General features: G+C 55.5%; 13 protein-coding genes. 6 read left to right on the forward strand and 7 right to left on the reverse strand.

From position 1 onward, the window contains the following. From JKP81_RS15445 to JKP81_RS15460, 4 genes are all read right to left on the reverse strand, one after another. Positions 1-3,702: a cellulose biosynthesis protein BcsC gene (locus JKP81_RS15445; protein ID WP_200552417.1), complete on the reverse strand. Its 3,702-nt coding sequence runs from the start codon at positions 3,700-3,702 to the stop codon at positions 1-3. After that, a complete protein-coding gene (locus JKP81_RS15450; RefSeq protein ID WP_200552418.1) occupies positions 3,699-6,017 on the reverse strand; it encodes a cellulose biosynthesis cyclic di-GMP-binding regulatory protein BcsB in 2,319 nt (772 codons plus the stop codon). The genes JKP81_RS15445 and JKP81_RS15450 overlap by 4 nt, the downstream gene beginning before the upstream one ends. Then, positions 6,007-8,124: a UDP-forming cellulose synthase catalytic subunit gene (gene bcsA, locus JKP81_RS15455; protein WP_200552419.1), complete on the reverse strand. Its 2,118-nt coding sequence runs from the start codon at positions 8,122-8,124 to the stop codon at positions 6,007-6,009. The genes JKP81_RS15450 and bcsA overlap by 11 nt, the downstream gene beginning before the upstream one ends. A 190-nt stretch (positions 8,125-8,314) precedes the next feature. After that, complete coding sequence (locus JKP81_RS15460; RefSeq protein ID WP_200552420.1) at positions 8,315-8,707, reverse strand: hypothetical protein; 393 nt, start codon at positions 8,705-8,707, stop codon at positions 8,315-8,317. A gap of 567 nt (positions 8,708-9,274) precedes the next feature. Between JKP81_RS15460 and JKP81_RS15465 the strand changes: the two genes are divergently transcribed. Next, the gene (locus JKP81_RS15465; RefSeq protein ID WP_200552421.1) at positions 9,275-10,918 is read left to right on the forward strand and encodes an EAL domain-containing protein; all 1,644 of its coding nucleotides are present in this window, start codon (positions 9,275-9,277) and stop codon (positions 10,916-10,918) included. A gap of 488 nt (positions 10,919-11,406) precedes the next feature. On the opposite strand, the gene JKP81_RS15470 is transcribed toward JKP81_RS15465, so the two are convergent. Further along, a complete protein-coding gene (locus tag JKP81_RS15470; RefSeq protein WP_200552422.1) occupies positions 11,407-11,769 on the reverse strand; it encodes a hypothetical protein in 363 nt (120 codons plus the stop codon). Positions 11,770-11,793: 24 nt separating this feature from the next. Here JKP81_RS15470 and JKP81_RS15475 point away from each other — a divergent pair, with 24 nt between their 5' ends. Then, positions 11,794-13,122, forward strand: coding sequence for a sensor domain-containing diguanylate cyclase (locus JKP81_RS15475; protein WP_200552423.1), 1,329 nt, complete (start codon positions 11,794-11,796; stop codon positions 13,120-13,122). Positions 13,123-13,142: 20 nt separating this feature from the next. On the opposite strand, the gene JKP81_RS15480 is transcribed toward JKP81_RS15475, so the two are convergent. After that, positions 13,143-14,285, reverse strand: coding sequence for a PLP-dependent aspartate aminotransferase family protein (locus JKP81_RS15480; protein ID WP_045512523.1), 1,143 nt, complete (start codon positions 14,283-14,285; stop codon positions 13,143-13,145). A 10-nt stretch (positions 14,286-14,295) separates the two neighbouring features. Further along, a complete protein-coding gene (locus JKP81_RS15485) occupies positions 14,296-15,666 on the reverse strand; it encodes a cystathionine beta-synthase (RefSeq protein ID WP_200552424.1) in 1,371 nt (456 codons plus the stop codon). Between the two features lie 395 nt (positions 15,667-16,061). Here JKP81_RS15485 and JKP81_RS15490 point away from each other — a divergent pair, with 395 nt between their 5' ends. The 4 genes from JKP81_RS15490 (at position 16,062) to JKP81_RS15505 (ending at position 19,915) form a co-directional block, all read left to right on the forward strand. Then, the gene (locus JKP81_RS15490) at positions 16,062-17,084 is read left to right on the forward strand and encodes a methionine ABC transporter ATP-binding protein (protein ID WP_200552425.1); all 1,023 of its coding nucleotides are present in this window, start codon (positions 16,062-16,064) and stop codon (positions 17,082-17,084) included. Next, positions 17,077-17,745 carry a methionine ABC transporter permease gene (locus JKP81_RS15495; RefSeq protein WP_200552426.1) on the forward strand — a complete coding sequence of 223 codons (669 nt, stop codon included), beginning with the start codon at positions 17,077-17,079 and terminating at the stop codon, positions 17,743-17,745. The genes JKP81_RS15490 and JKP81_RS15495 overlap by 8 nt, the downstream gene beginning before the upstream one ends. Positions 17,746-17,763: 18 nt before the next feature. Next, positions 17,764-18,576: a MetQ/NlpA family ABC transporter substrate-binding protein gene (locus JKP81_RS15500; protein ID WP_200552427.1), complete on the forward strand. Its 813-nt coding sequence runs from the start codon at positions 17,764-17,766 to the stop codon at positions 18,574-18,576. Positions 18,577-18,733: 157 nt separating this feature from the next. Next, a complete protein-coding gene (locus JKP81_RS15505; RefSeq protein ID WP_200552428.1) occupies positions 18,734-19,915 on the forward strand; it encodes an acetyl-CoA C-acetyltransferase in 1,182 nt (393 codons plus the stop codon). Positions 19,916-20,155: the final 240 nt, after the last annotated feature.

Consider the following 20,155-nt stretch of genomic DNA (forward strand, 5'->3'; position numbering starts at 1 on the left):
TTATTTATCTTGATCGACGTAATATTTGAAATAAAACAACGCTTTACCTTCGTTATAACTGCCGAAGGTGTCATAGCCTAAGTTCGCACCCAGAGCCAGGTTATCGCTGAGGTGGTAGCGCGCATCTACGCCCAACGTGTAGCCAATGCCGTTTTTCGAGGTGGCTTTGTAAACCGCATCCACATCGTCATCGTCGCTGGCGTAGCTGTTTAACTGCGACTGCAGGCTGCTGTGGCCGGGGAAATAGTCGCTCTTACTCTGTTTGTAAGACTGGTAACCCACCGCGCCGTTGAGCGTCAGATCCCAGTCGTTAAGATGGCGCGTCAGCGTGACCGGCAGCGAAACCGCCATAAAATCTTGCGGGCTGAAATAACCGCCCTGGCCGAGCGTGTAGTAACTGAGGTTACGGTCAAAGTTCATGTAGTTGACGTTAACCCCGACTTTCAGCTCGCTGTCGGCGGTTTTCCACGGACGTAAATAGCTGCCCGCCTGCGCGCTCACCGCGTGGTTGGTCGGTACGTTGGTGCCAACATAGGTGTCGAAACCTAACTTGCTGTAAAGCCCGATTAACTCGTTGTCCCAGGCGAATTGTGCCGACACGCCATTGCGGGTGATGCCGCCCCAACTCTCACCGGTGCTTTTATCCTTCACGCCGACATAAGAGAGCAGGCTGTCGGTCACCGCCCGGCGTTCTGCTTTCAGGTTCAGCGAGCTGTTTTGTGTCAGTTTCGGGCTCCACTCCACGCCGCCTACCAGCCGGGTGAACTCGCCGCCGGTCGGCGTGCTGCCGATATCCAGCTTATAGTTGTCGCCGCTCATGCTGAGGCTGGCGGCAACGCCGTTCGCCTGCTGGCTGCCCTGAGAAGCGGCATTCGTCGAGCTGGTGGTAGTTGAGGTGCTTGCCGCCGCTTCCGCCAGTTTTTCCGCATGCTCCAGCGCCCCGGAACCAAAGCGGTTCGCCGCCTCGCCAGACATCTCTCCCGCATTGAGCGATACCGGTGTGACATTCAGGCTCAGGCGCGTGGCGTCGCCAATGGCACCGGAGAGGATCATCGGCGCCTGCACTTCATCCAGCGCACCAAGGCCGGATTCTCCATTACGGCTACGCAGCGAGACGCCCGCGCTGGTCCATGTGGCGCTCTTTTCCTGTAAATCGCGCATCATGCTGTTGATGCCGCTCATTGCCGTTAACTGCGCCTGGCGCGTCGGCGAGGGCAGGGACATCACGGCGCTGAGTTCGTCATTGTCGTTCTCATCCCCCTGTTGCAGACGCCACTGGGCGGTGCGCAGCAGCGACATGGCGCGCTGGTTTTCACCATTAGCGGCGGCGACACGCGCCGCCAGCAGCATGTAATCGGCATCCTGGCTCGGCTCAAGCGTGGAGAACGCCCGGCGCGCCGCATCGTTATCGCCACGCGCCAGCGCCAGGTTTACCAGCCCGGTCAGCGCCTGTTTATCGCGCGGGGATTTGCGCAGCACGTACTGGTAGATCTCAGTGGCTTTGTCATCCATGTGATCGGCCTGGTAAATGCGTCCCACCGCCAGCAGCAAATCCGTATTGGTCGGGTTGCGTTGCAGCTCCGGCATGAGCAGATTCCACGCTTTGCCAATTTGTCCTTTTTCCCGCAGGCGGTCGGCGCGGGCGATCAGGCTGCCGGTGCGGATATTGTTCATCTCCTGCTGGCTGGTGCCGTTTTGCAGTGCCGGGGCGTTGAGAATGCTCTCCGCTTCGGCGAACTGTCCGGCCTGATTGAGTACGCGGATCTGCCCGGCGTAATCGACCACCGAACCGTGCAGCCCCTGTGCCTGGTTTTCCCGCACTAATTGCAGCGCGCCGCTGCTGTCACCACTTTGCATTAACAGTTCTGCCAGACGGCCAACATCGACCGGCGTTTGCGGCGGGTTACGTTGCAGCGCCAGCAGCGAGTTACGCGCGGCAGCAGCATTACCGAGCCGTAAATAGTTACGGGCAATATCCAGTTGTTGGTTGGTTTGTACGCGCGTGCTGAGCGCTGTCATATCGGCGCTGTAGCTGCTGCGCGGTACGCGGGCGAGCAGACTTTGCGCGCGTAACCAGTCGCTCTCTTCGGCGGCGAAAACCGCAGCGGCATACAGCGCCTCTTTGCTGGTGTTATTGCGTGTGGTAACGGCAGCCATCACCGTTGCGGCTTGCTGTTTCTGTTCGGCTTTGCGCAGGACGCGCGCATAGTCGAGTTGCAGCCAGACGTTTTGCGGATATTTACCGGACGCCGCCTGTAAAATTTGCATCGCGCGTGAGCTGTTGCCCGCCTCCAGTGCCGACTGCGCGGCTTTGCGTTCGCCGTCGCCGTTATCGCCGACGGCGGCAAAGCGGGTGCGCAGGCTGGCGGGCAGGGTGCGCAGCATGGCGTCCGCTTCGGTTTGCTTGTTTTGCTGCTTTAATACCCACCACAGGCCAGTGCGGATATCGGTATTTTGCGGGCGTTCGGCCAGCAGCTTGCGATAAACCTCTTCCGCTTGCGGCAATTTTCCCTGGCGGCGCAGGATGTCGGCGCGCAGCATCTCTGCCGCCAGTTGTTGGCTGTCGTCGTGAGTATTACTGCCCTCAAGGCTTGCCAGCGCTTGATCGTAGCTGCCTTTCTGGCTCAGGCTGCGCGCCTGGCCGAGCGCGCCGTAAAAGCGTGCGTTATCAGCGTCTTTCGCCCATTGCACGCTGTTCGGGTTGGTGGTGTCCTCCTGGGAGGCGCGGCGCAGGAATTTTTCCGCATCGCTGAAATTATTCTGTCGCAGCGCGACGTAACCCATTCCGGCCAGCGCGTTGCCGTTATTGGCGCGGGTTTGCAGCGCTTCGGCAAACTTATCTTTCGCGCCGCCCAAATCGCCGCCGTTTAGCGCGTCGAACCCGGCTTTGGTGGCATCTCCCTCCACGCTTTTGCGGTAGTGATCCATCGGCGCGCTATCTTCCGGGTGGCGCTGCGCATACGCGGTGTAGGCCGGGAGATCGCCCGCTTTGGCGTCGAGCCACAGCAGCGCTTGTTGCAGCGCTTTGTCGGCGTTTTTATCGTCCGGCGCAAGGCGACTCAACTGCGCAATCCCTTCCCGGCGCGTCGGCTCCTGGTAGGTAAGCGCCATCGCCAGCGCCTGTCTGGTCGGCACATCATCCGGCATCACGCTGGCGCGCTGGCGCATCGCGGCAACCGCTTCTGACCAGCTGGCGCTGTCGCCTGCCATCGTCTGGTAATACTCCAGCGCCACATCGTCCGGCGGCGGGTTGCCGTTAAACAGCGCGCGCCAGGCGGCAATCGACTCTTTAATCTGCCCACGGCTTGCCAGCTGGCGGGCCGCAGTGAGCTTGTCCTGCGGGATATTGCGCAGCGTGCTGGCGCTGTTCAGTGCGTTGAGGCGCGGATCTTGCGGCGAGAGTTCGGCGATTTTTTTCCGCCAGATTTCCGACTGCTGAATATTGCCTTGCTGCAACGAGTAGAGCGCCAGCAGATACATGGCGTCGATATTTTTGTCATCTGCCGCCAGCACTTTTTGCAGCGCTTCGATAGCCATTTCGTCGTGAGCTTTGCTGTGCCAGTAACTGGCCTGTGCCAGCAGTTTTTTCACCGCCGCGTCATTGGCGTTCGCATCGGTGCTTTCCGCCGCTACCGCCGGGTGGCAAGCCCCCAGCAGGCAGAGCAGATAAAAGGCGTGCGTCAGTGGTTTACGCGTATTCATTTCTTCGTCTTATCCTGCAAGCGTTGGTAGGCATGGCGCTGTAACGCGTTAAACAACATCGGGCCGGTGACGGCGGCAATCAGGCAGGCAAGGATGACCAGCCAGAAGATGTGCTCGCTGGCAAACCACAAAATTTTCATGTAGCCCGGCAGATTGCCGCTGGTGAACTGCTCGCCCACGCGCCAGCTTCGCACGTCGCCCGCATTGCTGATGGCGGTGAAGTCCCCGCTGGCATTGGCGAGAAACGCCGGTTTGCTCATGTCCGCTGGCAGTAAAGCCAGTTGCTGGTTGTCCGTGCCGGTGGCAATCACGACGACGCGTTGCGCGTTCCACGGCGAGCGCAGGCTCAGCAGGCCACGCCACTGGTTGGTATCAAGCAGGTATTCGGCAGCGTCCATGTCCGTGCGTGGCTGGTCGCCGCTCAGCAGTGACAGCACCCGGTTGACCACGCTGGCGGTCATCACTTCGAGCGTGTTTTCGTTGAGCGTAAAAGCGCTGCTTTGCAGCAGGGGCGCAAGCAGCTCTCGGTTGCTCAGGCTGCCAATCGCCAGAATGTCGCTGTCAGCAAGCTGCGCTTGCGCCTCTTCCTGCCCCGGCATGCCGGTGTACAGGTGCAGGTAATTGACGCCCACGCCGGTATCGTGCCCGGCTTGCGCCATCAGGTTTAGCAGCAGCGCGATATCCTCGGCGGACGGGCGCGCAGACATCAGCACCGTGGTATGTGCCAGGTCGGCATGGCGAGTGAACGGGAACATAGCGCTGCTAAACCAGGCCAGATTGGGCAGCTTGCCAAAGTGCCAGGCGCGGCTGAAATCGAGTGTCGAGTCACCGTCAATGCGGCTCTGAATGTTCTCATCCGCCAGCGCGTTACACGGGGCATTTTTCTGCGCCTGTAAGCCAAACCAGAAGCCAAGCTGGTTGTTGCCGAGGATCGCCCGTGGGTCAATGTTTACCACCGCGCTTTGCTGGCGGTGCGACAGACCGAATGTCGCCAGCACTGGCGCCAGTAACCCCTCTTTGCTCACCGGCAGGCGTTTTAAAAACTCGCCGTTCAGGCTGACATTGAGAAACGACGCTTGATCGTCGAGCCAGTTTTTCTGCGCAAAGCTGTAGTTCAGGTGCAGGGGAACGGCAGAACCGTCCCATAAGAACAGATCCGGCGCGGTGCGAAACGGCAACTGATTTTCGCCGTGCCAGACGCCGTGCGCCACCAGCGCGCCTTCATCGTTGAGCAAGGAACGTATAGCCACCGGACGCTCGGTATTGATCCAGCGCGGAGCATCATAAGCCGCGCGTTGTGCCACTTTCAGGGCAGGAACATCCAGCGTGTCGCTGTCCGGCAGCGCCGGTATGTTCAGCCGCCAGGCGGCCTGGCGCAGCTGCATGTCGTTATGACCGCTGACGATCAGCAGCTTATAGGCCGGGTTTTGCGGATTATCGATAACCTGCAACGCCGCGCCGTTGCTCTGCGAAATGGTAACGCCCCCGATGGTCTGACCGGGTTTGCCAATCAGGATGCCATTGCCCGCAGGCAGAGTGTCGTACTGCACCTCAAAGCGGCTGGGTTTGCCGTTACTCAATGCGCCAAACTGCGAGGCGACAATTGCCGACGCGGTGAGTACATCCGCATCTGGCGAAGCCGGGTAAGCAATGCTAATGGTCTGGTCTTTGGTCTGCTTCACATCAAAGAACGGGCGCGGGAATGTGCCGAGGGTTTTGCGCACGTTCAGCCATAAGCCCTGGTAATTCAACGACGATTCCGGCTGCAACGTCACTTTGTAATCTGCGGGTAATGCACGCTGGCAGCTCCAGACGTTATTAATAATGTCGTCGCCGGTTTTTAGCTGGAAGCTGAGGTTATTGCTGGAGGCAATCATTGACGCGGGCACATCGAGGCTCCAGGCCCCTTTATCCTGCTGCAATTGATCGAGTGGAATCGCGCCAAGCGGCTGGCCGTTTAGCATCAATTGCAGGTTTTCACCGCTCACATCGCTGCGATTAACCTGCACATTTAAATTGATATGCGCGTTGGTTATTACCAGATCGCCCGGCAAGTTGAACGACACGCCGTTTTGCAACTGCTGACCGCTGAGCGTTAAACCGCCGGTTGCGCCCATATCGCCAAAGCTGAGTGTGCTGGCAATATCCTGGTTGCTGCTGCCCGCCACGGGTGTCGGTTGCGGCTGCGGTTTTGCGTCTTGCAGCGTGACCGGCAGGGGTAATTCCGGCAGCGCGTCGTTCTGGGCCGTAAAGGCGCAGAGCGGGCTGAAGCCGCCCACCAGTAAGGCGGCCAGGGTGAAGGGGTTAAAGCGCATTGTTAACCTCTTCCTGTTTTTTCGCCACGGTGGACATTTGGCTGTTAAAGCCACTCACGGATTTTTTGCGGCCAAAGAACAGCTCATACACGCACTGCAAAATTCCCATAAACGATACCAGCGGGCGGTCTGGCGCATGCGGCGGGCGATACCAGGCATCGGCGCGGGAGAGCACCACACGCACCAGCTTACGGCGCTCGCTCAGTGCCACGGTGTCGAACTCAAGACGGAGATCGCCCACGCCAGTCCCGGCGGCGCGAATCGGTACATGGGCGATTTCGCCGCCCAGCCCCAGCTCAATTTGCACCGGGGTTTTGTGGCTCATATCTTCGCCTTTTACCAGTGCTACGCGTGCGCCGCCCATCGAGATATCAAAGGTGCGGGTCTTCATTTTTGAACCGTCAGAGAACAGCACGGTGACCGGCAAGCGGGCGTAAATACGGATGGTTTTGCGGATCTGTTTGGTCTCTTTCGCCACCGCAATGGAGGCCAGCAAAATAATGGTACTGAACGTGCCCCAGGCGATGTTGAACAGGATCACGCGCGGATCGATACCGGCGTAATCATGCATAAAGTAGCGCACGCCAACCCAGATCATGCTGCCCACCATCAGCAGGGTGGTGATGATCAAGGGGCGCACCGTGTGTGCGTCAAAGTAATCGCGGTCGGTCAGGTCGCCTTTATCGGTGACGTTGAACTTGCCCAGACGTGGTGAAATCAGGCTGAGCAAGGTAGGCAGAATCAGGTGGAACGCCATCACCGTTTCGTAAATTTCGCCCCAGAACGCGTAGCGGTAGCGCCCGGTAATGCGGGAGTTGACCATTGTTGACAGCACCAGGTGCGGCAATACATAGGCGAAAATCAACGTTGCCGACGACGAAATAATGTTCAGATTGAACAACATAAACACCAGCGGCGAGGTCAGGAAGACCACGCGCGGCAGGCCATACTGAAAGTGCAGCATGGCGTTGAGATAGCAGATGCGCTGCGTCAGCTTCAGGCCACGGCCTAACAGCGGGTTGTCGATACGGAAAATCTGCGTCATGCCGCGCGCCCAGCGAATACGCTGGTTAACATGCAGCGCCAGACGCTCGGTTGCCAGCCCCGCCGCCAGCGGAATATCCAGAAACGCGGTGTTCCAGCCGCGACGCTGTAATTTCAGCGCGGTATGCGCATCTTCAGTCACGGTTTCCACGGCAAAGCCGCCGACTTCATTGAGCGCGCTACGACGGATCACCGCACAGGAGCCGCAGAAGAACGTGGCGTTCCAGTTGTCATTGCCTTGCTGCACCGGGCCGTAGAACAGCGCCCCTTCGTGCGGAACGCGCTTTGCCGCGGTCAGGTTGCGCTCAAATGGATCGAGCGAATAGAAGTGGTGCGGCGTCTGGATCAGCGCCAGTTTATCGTCACGGGAAAACTCGCCAATCGTGGCTTGCAGGAACACGCGCGTTGCCACGTGGTCGCAATCGAACACGCAGATAAGCTCCCCATGGGTGATGGTCATCGCGTGGTTGAGATTACCGGCTTTGGCGTGGCTGTTATCCGGGCGGGTAATATACCCAACGCCCGCTTCCGCGGCGAAATCGCGGAATTCATCGCGCTTTCCGTCGTCAAGAATATAAACCTTCACTTTATCTTGCGGATATTCGATACACTGCGCCGCCAGAACCGTATCGCGAACAACCTCAAGACTTTCATTATATGAGGGGACATAAATATCGACGGTCGGCCAGGTTGATTTATCTGCCGGTAAAGGCGCAATCGGGCGTTCTAATGGCCACGCCATTTGAATATAACCCAGCAGTAAAATCGTCCACGAGTAAATTTCCGCAGCAAACAGTAAACTGCCGAGCAGCATCTCTACCGTCGAATCAAAATGCAGCGTTGTCGTGGCGCGCCACCAAATATAACGTGTCGACATCAATACGGAGAGGGAAAGCATTGCCAGTACGGCTTTTTTGCTTTTCACTCTTCCCAGGATAAATACCGCTGCCATCACGCTAAGGCCAAAGAGGTATTGTTTATCGCTGCTCATGGGAGTAATCACTACCAGCAGCGATAATAACAGCAGCATCAGCGTGAAAATAATTCCGATGATTTTTTTCATGTTGTTATCATCTTGCACAGAAAAGAATAAAGGCATACCGGTACGACATTGTCTGCCGGTTACCAGTTAAAATTCATGACGAGACAGATTTATCCGGCCAGTTAAAAATCGCTACTGTTTACCGGGCCGCAGGCCATGAAAAATCGTGCGTTATTATTACCAGGTGAAGATCTCACATGGCAGAGCGGTATTATTTGCCAATGACGGAAAATAACATATCCAGCCGGACTGGATTGCGCTCGCGAACGTCTACATCCGCCGGGCGGTGAAGGGCGGCCACGCTCTCCAGGATACCGTTAGCCGGTGTGCTAAACGCGTCAGGGGCGGGCACCGGTACCGGTTTATTTTTAGGCCAGGAAAGGGTGTTAGCCGGAACGCCTGCCGGTGCGCTGGCCTGGTTGGCTTCTTTGTGGCTCGCCGGTGTTGCCGCAAGCGCGGCGCCCTGTATGTCGTCATTGACCCCGGATGTGGCTGCTGTTGTGGTTACTGCTTGCATTGTTGCACCATCTTCATCACTCATTTCCTGGAAAGAAACACCGGACATCTTCAGTTTTTCAGCCAAAGAACCTAAATCATCATACATAGTATTTGCCTGACTCCGATGTGTTGAATATGCGCTAATATAAGCACGCGGTTGTTGTTTTCTCTTTTATTCGCGAACAGGGTTTCGCGTTAAAGCGGACGGTGTGTCTTAATATTAATTTCCGCATTCCGCTTTAAATGAGAATTTCCTTATATACTGTCGGTGGCGGTCAGTTAAGGTCAAGTGACGTTATCGATAAATAGCCAGTCATTTATTACATGCATCTATGAATGCAGCGTTTATTTATTGCTGTGTGTTGCGTTAGGGCCGCTAAACACGCGGGATGGCGAGGGAAAAGAGGTGAATATTATCACTGTGCGTTACGTCATTATTTTTATTAATGAGCACGTATAATTAAAATCTCCATAATTACTCCACAATTCTTCGTTTTTTTGATCGTTTTTAATTAATCGGCATCTGCTGAGGTTTCTTTAACGATAAATAAATGTTTATTTATTGAGGTTTTCTATAAATGATGTGGCTGCATAATATTCCGGTTGGATGATATTGAACCTGTTATTACTTTCAATTAGGATGTTGCCGAACTCTTCTTTAAGAAAAAAGATTATGCATTCTGAAAATGATATTTTCGGCTCTGAGAATATGCTTGCCGCACTCGAAAATGTTCACGATGCTGTCGTACTGCTGGACAGTACGGAAACCGTGTTTTTCTTTAATCGCGCGGCAGAGAAATTATGGGGCTACCCACGTATTTCAGTGCTGGGCTGTAAAGCCTCGACCATTCCGTTATTTGGCGCGCTGGATATGTTGCCCGGCGAAATGGAAAGTGAACGCGCGCTGACGGTGATCTCCTCTACCGGGGAAGAAACCTCGCTGGCGGCGACCATCAGTTATGAAGGCGCAAGAGGCGGCCGCGCGCCTTGCCGCGTTGTGGTGCATATCGATCAGGAGCGCGTGACTAAGCTTTCCACGTTTGATCGTTTAACCGGGCTGCCCAATCGCAGCGCGTTGCATCAGTATATTGATCAGATGATCGCAGGTGATATTCACCAGCGTGCCGCGTTTTTCTTTCTCGATCTCGACCATTTTAAAGATGTGAACGATGCGCTTGGTTACGCCGCCGGGGACAACGTACTGGTGGCGATAGCGCAACGTCTGCTGAGCGAGTTTTCGCGTCAGGGCTTTGTCAGCCACGCCGATAGCGACGCCTTTGTGCTGGTGATTCCGGACTGTGATTACACGCGAGCCACCAGTATTGCGCAGAAAATCCAGGCGCTGTTCCGTATGCCGTTCAATGTCGCCGATCTGGCGCTGAATGTGACGGTCAGTACCGGCATCAGCGTCTACCCGGATCACGGTGTCTCACGCGATGGCCTGCTTAAACATGCCAACCACGCCTCGCACCTGGCGAAAGCGGCGGCCTCCGGCGGTTATCTGTTTTTCAGCCCGGAGATGAACCAGGTCGATCAGGAACGGTTAAAACTGGCGGCGGCGTTAAAGCTCGCCATTGCCAGTAACCTGCTGCATTTGCACTATCAACCGCAAATATGGCTGAAGAATGGCGAGCTTTATGGGGTTGAAGCGCTGGCGCGCTGGACGGATCCGGTTCTTGGCGATATTCCCCCCGGAAAATTTATCGCTCTGGCCGAGGAGACCGGCGAGATTGAGGCCATTGGTCGCTGGACGCTCCATGAAGCTTGCCGCCAGATGGCGGAGTGGCGCAGCAACGGCATTCACGTGCCGGTGGTGTCGGTAAATCTTTCACCGATTAACTTCTATAACAGCAGCCTGCCGCACTATATCAATTATCTGTTGCGGCAGTACCGGATCCCGGCCAGCAGCCTGACCATTGAGATCACCGAAGGGGTGATGATGGATAAGCGCCCGGAAACGATGGAAGTGATTTGCGCCGTACGCGAGCTGGGCGTTGGCCTGTCGATGGATGATTTCGGCACCGGCTTCTCCTGCCTGTCGCGCCTGGCGCACCTGCCAATGACTGAGCTGAAAATCGATCAAAGTTTTATGCGCGATCTCAGCGAAGGCAGCAAAATGAAAGCCATTGCCACCACGGTGGTGAAAATCGGTCAAAGCCTGCACCAGACGGTGGTAGCCGAAGGAGTGGAAACCGAACAGCAGCGTAATCAGTTGCGGGATTTGCAGTGCGATATCGCCCAGGGATATCTCTATTCGCGGGCGTTAAATGCCTCGGCGTTGGCCGGGTGGTTACAAAGCCGACATGCAGCGCAATAATAAAAGAAGTGAGTTTGCAAGGTAGCAGCAGTGGCCCAGGCTTGCAAGGAGTGGCGAGCCGGAATATATCCCCCGTTATCGGGGGATTATTTTATTTATTATCCATCCTGCCGATTCAGCTAAATAATTTCAATATCAGCAGAAATAAGCAAAAGAATAACATCCCCCACGACATCTGACGGTGCGCCTGACGCGCCGGGTTGGTGCTGGTGGTTTTATTTGTGCTGCTATCGCTGTTCATTGTTGTTATTACCCTGCGCTGATAACAAACCCGTACCAGGCCTTGCGGCGCGGCGTACGTGATGAAAAACGTGTTGTGACTGTACCGCCGAAATTAATGCGGTAACGTTATTTTTATTTTATAGATAATATTAATTAATTCATTTTTATATATAGTTATTGCCTTGAGCGAGACATATCAATGACAATAATCGGCGAAGAGAAAATATATTAACCGGAAAATTTAAAAAATCCATGAGTAATTTACCTTAAGGTAAATTAATTCCTTTAAATAGACGCGCTCTATAATTTTTTATTGTCATTAAGGTGATGATAAATAAATCGCGAGTTCTGGCCAGATTGCTGCGAGATAAAACAAACAGCGCATGAAAAAGCCTGACGAAATCGTGTACAGTGTGGCTATCATTACTTCTGGTGATAAAAAGACAGGGTAAGCAGGCGCAAAACCGGTTCTCTGAAACAGGGATGTGGGTAAAAAATCTCCCAAAATGCGTGTTAATCTTATTCACTTTCATTGGCTTAGCGCGCAGCTTAGCAAAACAGATAGATGTATTTTTGTGGTGAATATTTCTTGCCTTCACCACGCTGACCAGGCAAGTTGTTGCGCGCATAGCGGGCCATGCGGAACAGAAACCATGAATAATGAAAAAAAACGGCTGGATCACCGGGAAGAAGATGCAAAACATCTCTTCGAATTGCTGCACAACAATTCTGACTGGGTGTGGGAAGTTGACGCGCAGGGACGCTATACGTGGTCTTCCGACGTGGTAACGGAATTACTCGGCGTACCGCCCGACAAGGTGATTGGCAAAACCCCTTTTGATTTTATGCCGCCGGGCGAAGCGGAACGCGTGGCGGGCGCGTTTGGTGCCATTGTGGCGGAGAAGCGTGCGTTTTCTGGCCTGGTCAACCGTAATCAACGCGCCGATGGCAGCATTGTGGTGCTGGAAACCAGCGGCATCCCGCTGTTTGATGAGCAGGGCGAGTTGCGCGGTTATCGCGGTATCGATCGCAACATCTCCAACCTCGGCGAACGGGTGCTGCAACTGGAGACCATTTACGAAACCACGCCGGTAGCGCTGTGCATGATTGACCGCCACGGGCGTCTGGTGATGTCCAACAAGGCGATGGCGAAATTGCTGGGTGAGGCGCTGGAAACAGAGGATCACTTTCAGCGTTTAATGCCTGATTACTGGCCCTTTTTCCTGACGGATTTCGCGCTGGCGGATAAGGGCGAGGCGCTGCCGTCTCGTGAGTTGGGCTGGCGCGATCGCTGTTACGATATTCAGGCGGTACCGGTACATGACGCCATGGATATGGTGGTGGGGTTGTCGGTTACGTGGGTCGATATCACCGAACGTCGCCAGGCGGAACACAAGCTCGCCAGCGCGAATAAAATATTACAACAGTACGCGCAACACGATCACCTGACCGGGTTGTTTAACCGGCGCTATATGGATGAGTGCCTGCTGAGCGAGATCTCCCGCGCCTTGCAGGATGATTTCCCGCTGTCGGTGTGTCTGGCGGATATCGATTATTTTAAAAACTACAACGATTCCCAGGGACATCAGGCCGGGGACGATTGCCTGCGCCTGGTTGCCCGTACGCTCACCGCGTCCCCCCTGCGCAGCGGCGATAACGTCAGCCGTTACGGCGGTGAAGAGTTTCTGATTATTCTGCCGGGGACGAACCTGATGCAGGCGATGAATGTCGCCGAAGATGTGCGTGGCAATATCAACGCGCTTAGTGTGCCGCACGCGGCCAGCCCGACCGGTTTTTTGACCATCAGCATCGGCGTGGCGACATTGCAGGCCGGGCAAGTGCACTTTGAAGGTAAACCGCTGCATATGATTGCCAGTGGTCTTATTCATCGGGCCGATACGGCGCTGTATGCCGCGAAAAAACAGGGCCGCAACCAGGTGGTATCCGCGTGGGACAACCCGTTAACGTCGCAGGGAGCCTGATGGCTCCCCGGTTCAGATGATTACGCCAGCGCGTTTTTCCAGTCAGCAATCAGATCCTGTTCATCTTCAATACCCACCGACAGGCGGATCAACTGCGGTGTGATGCCGTTTGCCAGACGCTGTTCAAGCGGAATTGATGCGTGAGTCATGCTAAACGGCTGACTCACCAGACTCTCTACACCGCCGAGGCTTTCCGCCAGCGTAAACAGTTTCAGCTTATTGATAATCTCAGTCGCCCGCGCATCGTCGCCTTTGATGACCACTGAAATCATGCCGCCCGGCAGCGCCATCTGCCTGCGCGCCAGCTGATAATGCGGGTGCGATTCCAGCCAAGGGAACCACACTTTCTCGACCTGCGGTTGCTGTTCCAGCCAGCGGGCGAGGGCCAGCGCGTTGCTGCTGTGGCGCTCCACGCGCAGGGAAAGGGTGCGAATGCCGCGCAACGTGAGGAAACTGCTGAACGGATCGAGCACCCCGCCGACGGCGTTTTGCAGATAACCGAGTTTTTCGGCCAGCGCCGGGTTATCACCGACCACGGCCAAACCGGCAACCACATCGGAGTGCCCGTTCAGGTATTTCGTGGCCGAATGCACCACAATATCAAACCCTAACTCCAGCGGGCGGTGGATAACCGGCGACGCGAAAGTGTTATCCGCCACGCTGAGAATATTGTGACGTTTGGCGATAGCGGCAATCGCCGCCAGATCCGCCAGCTTCAGCAGCGGGTTGGTTGGCGTTTCTACCCAGATCATTCGCGTGTCGGGGCGAATAGCGGCTTCGAGGCCAGCGAGATCGTCCGGTTTTACCCAGCTCACCTGTAATCCGGCGCTGCGGCGACGCACATTTTCAATCAGGCGATAGGTGCCGCCGTAAACATCATCAATCGCCACCAGATGGCTGTCTTTATCCAGCAGTTCCAGCACCGTGGAGATGCTGGCGAGGCCGGAAGCAAACGCGTAACCGCGCGTACCGCCTTCCAGTTCGGCAATCGCCGTTTCCAGCGCGTGGCGCGTCGGGTTGCCGCTGCGCGAATATTCGTAGCCGGTGTGTTGCCCCGGCGCAGGCTGCGCGAAGGTGGAGGTGGCGTAAATCGGCGGCATCACCGCGCCGTGTTGGTCGTTGAATGCGCCGCTGTGGACGCTCTGCGTTGCCAGTGTTTTCATTTTATTTTCCTTATTGTTCAAGACGGTTGCGCCAGGTGGTCAGTACATCGCTGCGGGTTATCAGGCCAATAAAGCGATCGTTGTCGGCAATCACCGCCACCAGGCCGCGATCGAAAATGGCGTACAGCGCGCTTTCCGGCGCGTGTTTATCGAGGATTTCGACGTTGCGGGTCATCGCCGCTTTTACCGGCAACGCGAAACGCGTACTGTCGCCGCGCACGTGGCTTATGAGATCCCATTCGTCGACAATCCCCACCACCTGGCCGTTTTCCAGCACCGGCAGTTGCGAAATATCGTACAGGCGCATGCGCGCCAGCACGGCGGCGAGGCTATCCTCTGGTGCGGCGGTGACGGTGGCCCCTTCGTCGTGGCGCAGGGCGATAAAATCCGTGAGGTCGCCGTTAGAAGGGCGCGTGAGCAAACCTTGCTGGCGCATCCAGTCATCGTTAAACATCTTCGACAGATATTTGTTACCGCTATCGCAGGCGAACGTCACCACGCGTTTTGGCGTGGTTTGCGCCTGGCAGTAACGCAGGGCCGCGCTGAGCAGCGTCCCGGTGGACGATCCCGCTAAAATTCCTTCCTGTTGCAGCAGTGCTCTGGCGGTGGCGAAGGCTTCGCGATCGGTAATGCGGAAGGCTTTGCGCACGCCGTCGATGTGCGCCAGCGGTGGAATAAAATCTTCGCCGATGCCTTCAACCAGCCAGGAGCCGGGCGTGCTGTAGCGGCCATGCTCCACCTGATCGGCGAGGATCGAACCGGCCGGATCGGCCAGCACAAATTCGGTGTGCGGCGAGTGTTCAGCAAACCAGGCTTGCAGCCCGCCAAGCGTGCCGCCGGAGCCCACGCCTACGACGATGGCGTCGATTTTGCCGTCCAGTTGTTCAAAGAGTTCGGGCGCGGTCGTCGACGTGTGCGCCAGCGGGTTGGCGTCGTTATTGAACTGGTCGATGTAAAACGCGCCCGGCGTCTCTTGTGCCAGGCGGCGCGCGTAATCCTGATAGTAAGCCGGGTGGCCTTTGTTCACGTCTGAACGGGTGAGTACCACTTTTGCACCCAGTGCGCGCAGGTGGAAAATCTTCTCGCGGCTCATTTTGTCCGGCACCACCAGCACCAGTGAATAGCCCTTTTGCGCAGCGATCAGCGCCAGCCCCAGCCCGGTGTTACCGGCGGTGGCTTCAATAATTGTGCCGCCAGGGGCGAGCAAACCAAGGCGTTCGGCTTCGTTAATCATCGACAGCGCGACCCGGTCTTTAATCGAGCCGCCAGGGTTCTGGTTTTCCAGTTTGAGAAATAATTCGCATGGCCCGCTCGCCAGTTTATGTAACTGCAACAGCGGTGTTTGACCGATCAATTCGGTTACTGAATGGAAGACTGACATTGTAGATTCACCCGTAAACATTCGTGATGTGCGGATGATAGGTCTGTCATTTTGCCTGTTTAAAGAACCTTTATTCGGCGTTTAGAACGAATGGAAATATAAAACGCTGTTTAGCCGTCAGGATGGCGAGCCATGCAGTCGTCTGGATGGATTGATTGCCAGAAAAGCGGTTTTTTGCGCTGATTTCAGGCACTTTTCCCCTCAGGTGCGTCACTGTTATGCACTTTTCGGCAATGTAATGCGAAATAAAGTCTTATCGTCAAAACCCCTGTTCCACCGCTGTTAGCGTGTTTAGTTATAAGTAATGTCCATTTGGTTATTTGAATTATAACTGCGGCTGATTATTATCGTCTGGACATCCATACTGCTAAACTGCCATACGGAAACACCAACGCATGATCGTCCTCAGGAATATCTCCAAGATTTTCGACCAGGGAAAGGCATCGATTACCGCCGTCGACAGCGTCAATCTGACGGTTGAGCAGGGGCAGATTTACGGCATTATCGGCTACAGCGGCGCCGGGAAAAGTACGCTGATTCGCTTGCTGAATGGGCTGGAAAAACCCACTTCCGGCAGCGTCGTCATTAATGGCCAGGACATCGCCGCCGCACGCGGGGAAACGTTGCGTCAGGCGCGGCTGAAGATCAGCATGGTCTTTCAGCACTTCAATTTATTGTGGTCGCGCACGGTGAGCGAAAACATCGCGTTTTCGATGCAAATTGCCGGTGCGCCAAAAGCGCAGATTAATGCCCGCGTGGCAGAACTGATTGAGCTGGTCGGGCTGAAAGGGCGCGAAAAGGCTTACCCGTCGCAGTTAAGTGGCGGACAGAAGCAGCGTGTTGGCATTGCCCGCGCGCTGGCGAATAACCCGGATGTGCTGCTGTGTGATGAAGCTACGTCGGCGCTGGATCCGCAAACCACCGATCAGATCCTCGATTTGCTGCTCGATATTAATCGCCGTTTCAAACTGACCATTGTGTTGATCACCCATGAAATGCATGTGGTGCGCAAGATTTGCGACCGCGTGGCGGTGATGGAGAACGGCAAAGTGGTGGAAGAGGGCGATGTGCTGAGCGTCTTTACCCATCCGCAGCAACCGATCACCAAACAGTTTGTGCGCCAGGTGAGCCAGTATAAAGAAGAAGAGGCGTTCAACCCGGAACTGAACAGCGAGCTGGACGGTACGGTTATTAAATTGACCTTTACCGGCCACAGCACGCACCAGCCGATCGTCGGCGAACTGGCGTTGCGCTATGGTCTGCCGTTTAACATTTTGCACGGCAAGATGTCGCAAACCGCACACGGCGTATTTGGACAATTATGGGTGAACGTGAAGGCGACCCCGGAACAACTGAACAATATCCTGGCGGATCTGAGCAAGACGGATATTGAAAGCGAGGTCGTGACACATGGCTGACTCCCTCTTTCCGCACCTGAAATGGGCGCAACTCTGGGCGGCGACGCAAGAGACACTGTATATGACGGCGCTGTCGGGCGCGGCGACCTTTGTGCTGGGGATTTTGCTCGGTCTGGCGCTGTTTCTCACCGCGCGCGGCGGCCTGTTCCAGAACCGCATGCTATATAGCGTGATTTCGATTGTGGTGAACGTCTTCCGTTCTATTCCGTTCATCATTTTGATTGTGCTGCTGATCCCGTTTACCAAAACCCTCGTTGGCACCATTCTTGGCGCGAACGCCGCGCTGCCTGCGCTTATCGTCGGTGCCGCGCCGTTTTATGCGCGTCTGGTCGAGATTGCGCTGCGCGAAGTGGATAAAGGGGTGATTGAGGCGACGCGCTCGATGGGCGCGCGGTTGAGCACACTGGTATTTCGGGTGTTACTGCCCGAATCATCACCAGCGCTGGTGTCCGGCATTACCGTGACGCTGATTGCGCTGGTGAGCTACAGCGCCATGGCCGGGGTTATCGGCGCTGGCGGGTTGGGCAATCTTGCTTATCTGGAAGGATTCCAGCGGAACCATAACGACGTCACGCTGGTGGCGACGGTGACCATTCTTATCATCGTCTTCATTATCCAGTTCTGCGGCGACGTGATTACTTCTCTGTTAGATAAACGATAATTATTGGAAACCAACATCATGAAAAAAACACTGACACTGATTGCCGCAGCCACCCTCAGCGTGCTGAGCTTCTCCTCCTGGGCGGATACGCTGACCGTGGGCGCGTCAAACGTGCCACACGCCGAAATCCTTGAGCAAGCGAAACCGATTCTGGCGAAACAGGGAATTGATCTGGAAATTAAACCGTTCCAGGACTACATCCTGCCGAACACGGCGCTGGCCAGCCGCGAACTGGATGCGAACTACTTCCAGCACATTCCGTACCTGAAGAGCGTTATCAAAGACCACGCGGGCGACAAAACCTATGATTTCGTCAGCGCAGGCGCCATTCATATTGAGCCGATTGGTATTTACTCCAAAAAATACAAATCGCTGAAAGATCTGCCGCAGGGCGGAAAAATCATCATGCGTGACGCGGTGTCTGAAGAGGGGCGCATTCTCTCTATTTTCGAAAAAGAGGGTGTCATCAAGCTGAAACCGGGTATCGACAAAGTGACGGCGCGTATCGATGACATCGTCGATAACCCGAAAAAACTGCAGTTCCTGCCGAACGTCGAAGCAGCACTGCTGCCGCAAATGTACAACAACGATGAAGGCGATGCGGTGGTGATCAACGCCAACTATGCGATTGATGCCGGTCTGGATCCGGTTCACGATCCGATCGCGGTGGAAAGCGGTGAAAACAACCCGTATGCCAACATCATCACCGTGCACCGTGGCGACGAGAAGAAAAAAGATATCGTGGCGCTGGTGAACGTGCTGCACTCCAAAGAGATTCAGGACTGGATCCGCACCAAATATAAAGGCGCGGTGATCCCGGTTAACAACTGATTTTCCCCTTCTGCGCGGCCTTGCTGGCCGCGCAATCCTCTGCTGCTTTCCCGCCTGTGACTTTCGCTGTGACTAATCTCACCAATTTTAAACAATCGAGTTAATACTTGTTAACAATGCACTACTATTGCCGGGTTGAACAACTGTGGGGGTAGAGATGAAAGATGTCGTGATAGTCGGCGCGGTTCGCACGCCTATCGGCTGTTTTCAGGGCGCGTTGTCACGCCTCTCTGCCGTTGAGTTGGGCTGCCAGGTGGTGCGCGCATTGATTGAGCGTAGCGGCGTGCAGCCACAAGATATCGACGAAGTGATTTTAGGCCAGGTGCTGACAGCAGGCGCCGGGCAAAACCCTGCGCGGCAGTCGGCGATCAAAGGCGGCCTGCCGAATACGGTTTCAGCAATCACCATTAATGATGTCTGTGGCTCCGGGCTGAAAGCCCTGCACCTGGCTTCGCAGGCGATCCAGTGCGGCGAAGCCGATGTGGTGATCGCCGGTGGTCAGGAGAATATGAGCCGTGCGCCGCATGTGCTGACCGACAGTCGCACCGGTGCGCAGCTCGGCAACAGCCAGCTCATCTATAGCCTGGTGCATGACGGGCTGTGGGATGCCTTCAACGATTATCATATGGGCGTAACGGCGGAAAACCTGGCGCGTGAATATGGCATCAGCCGTGAACGCCAGGATGAATGGGCGTTAAGCTCACAGCACAAAGCGCGTGTCGCTATCGATTCCGGGCGTTTTCGCGATGAAATCGTGCCGGTAAGCGCGGTGGATGCAGCAGGTCAGACGCAGGTTATTGATACCGACGAACAACCGCGCACCGACCCGAGTGCAGAAGCGCTGGCGAAACTCGCGCCCGCTTTTGAACAAAGCGGCTCCGTCACCGCCGGTAACGCCTCACCCATCAATGACGGTGCGGCGGCAGTGCTGGTAATGAGCGAAGCAAAAGCGCAGGAACTGAATTTACCGGTGCTGGCGCGCATCCGTGCGTTTGCCAGCGTCGGCGTCGACCCGGCGTTAATGGGTATTGCGCCGGTTTATGCCATGCGCCGCTGCCTTGAGCGTGCGGGCTGGCAACTTGATGATGTCGATCTGATTGAAGCGAACGAAGCTTATGCAGCGCAGGCGTTGTCGGTCGGTAAAATCCTTGAATGGGATGAGAAACGGGTGAATGTCAACGGCGGGGCGATAGCGCTGGGCCATCCGATTGGCGCTTCCGGCTGCCGTATTCTGGTTTCGCTGGTGCATGAAATGCAAAAACGTCAGGCTCGTAAAGGGCTGGCAACCTTATGCATCGGTGGCGGCCAGGGTGTGGCGTTAGCAATCGAACGCGATTAATCTCACTTTAAGTTAAATAAAGCCTTCCACCCGGAAGGCTTTATTGTTTGTGACTAACATCCCAGCCGCCGTTTCAATTAAATTAAAACTTCAATGCCTCGCTCTAATGATTATCCTGCGTTATTAAAAAACACTTCTGCAACAACCTGATTTACTATTATTTCCTCCGTTACAATTTGAAATGCAAGCGATAAGCCTGCTTATTATTTGCTGATTGATTTTGTAGATCACTGTTTTAGT

The sequence above is a fragment of the Kosakonia sp. LAM2021 genome (genome assembly GCF_016620385.1).
In the GTDB taxonomy this organism is placed as follows: Bacteria; Pseudomonadota; Gammaproteobacteria; order Enterobacterales; family Enterobacteriaceae; genus Kosakonia; species Kosakonia sacchari.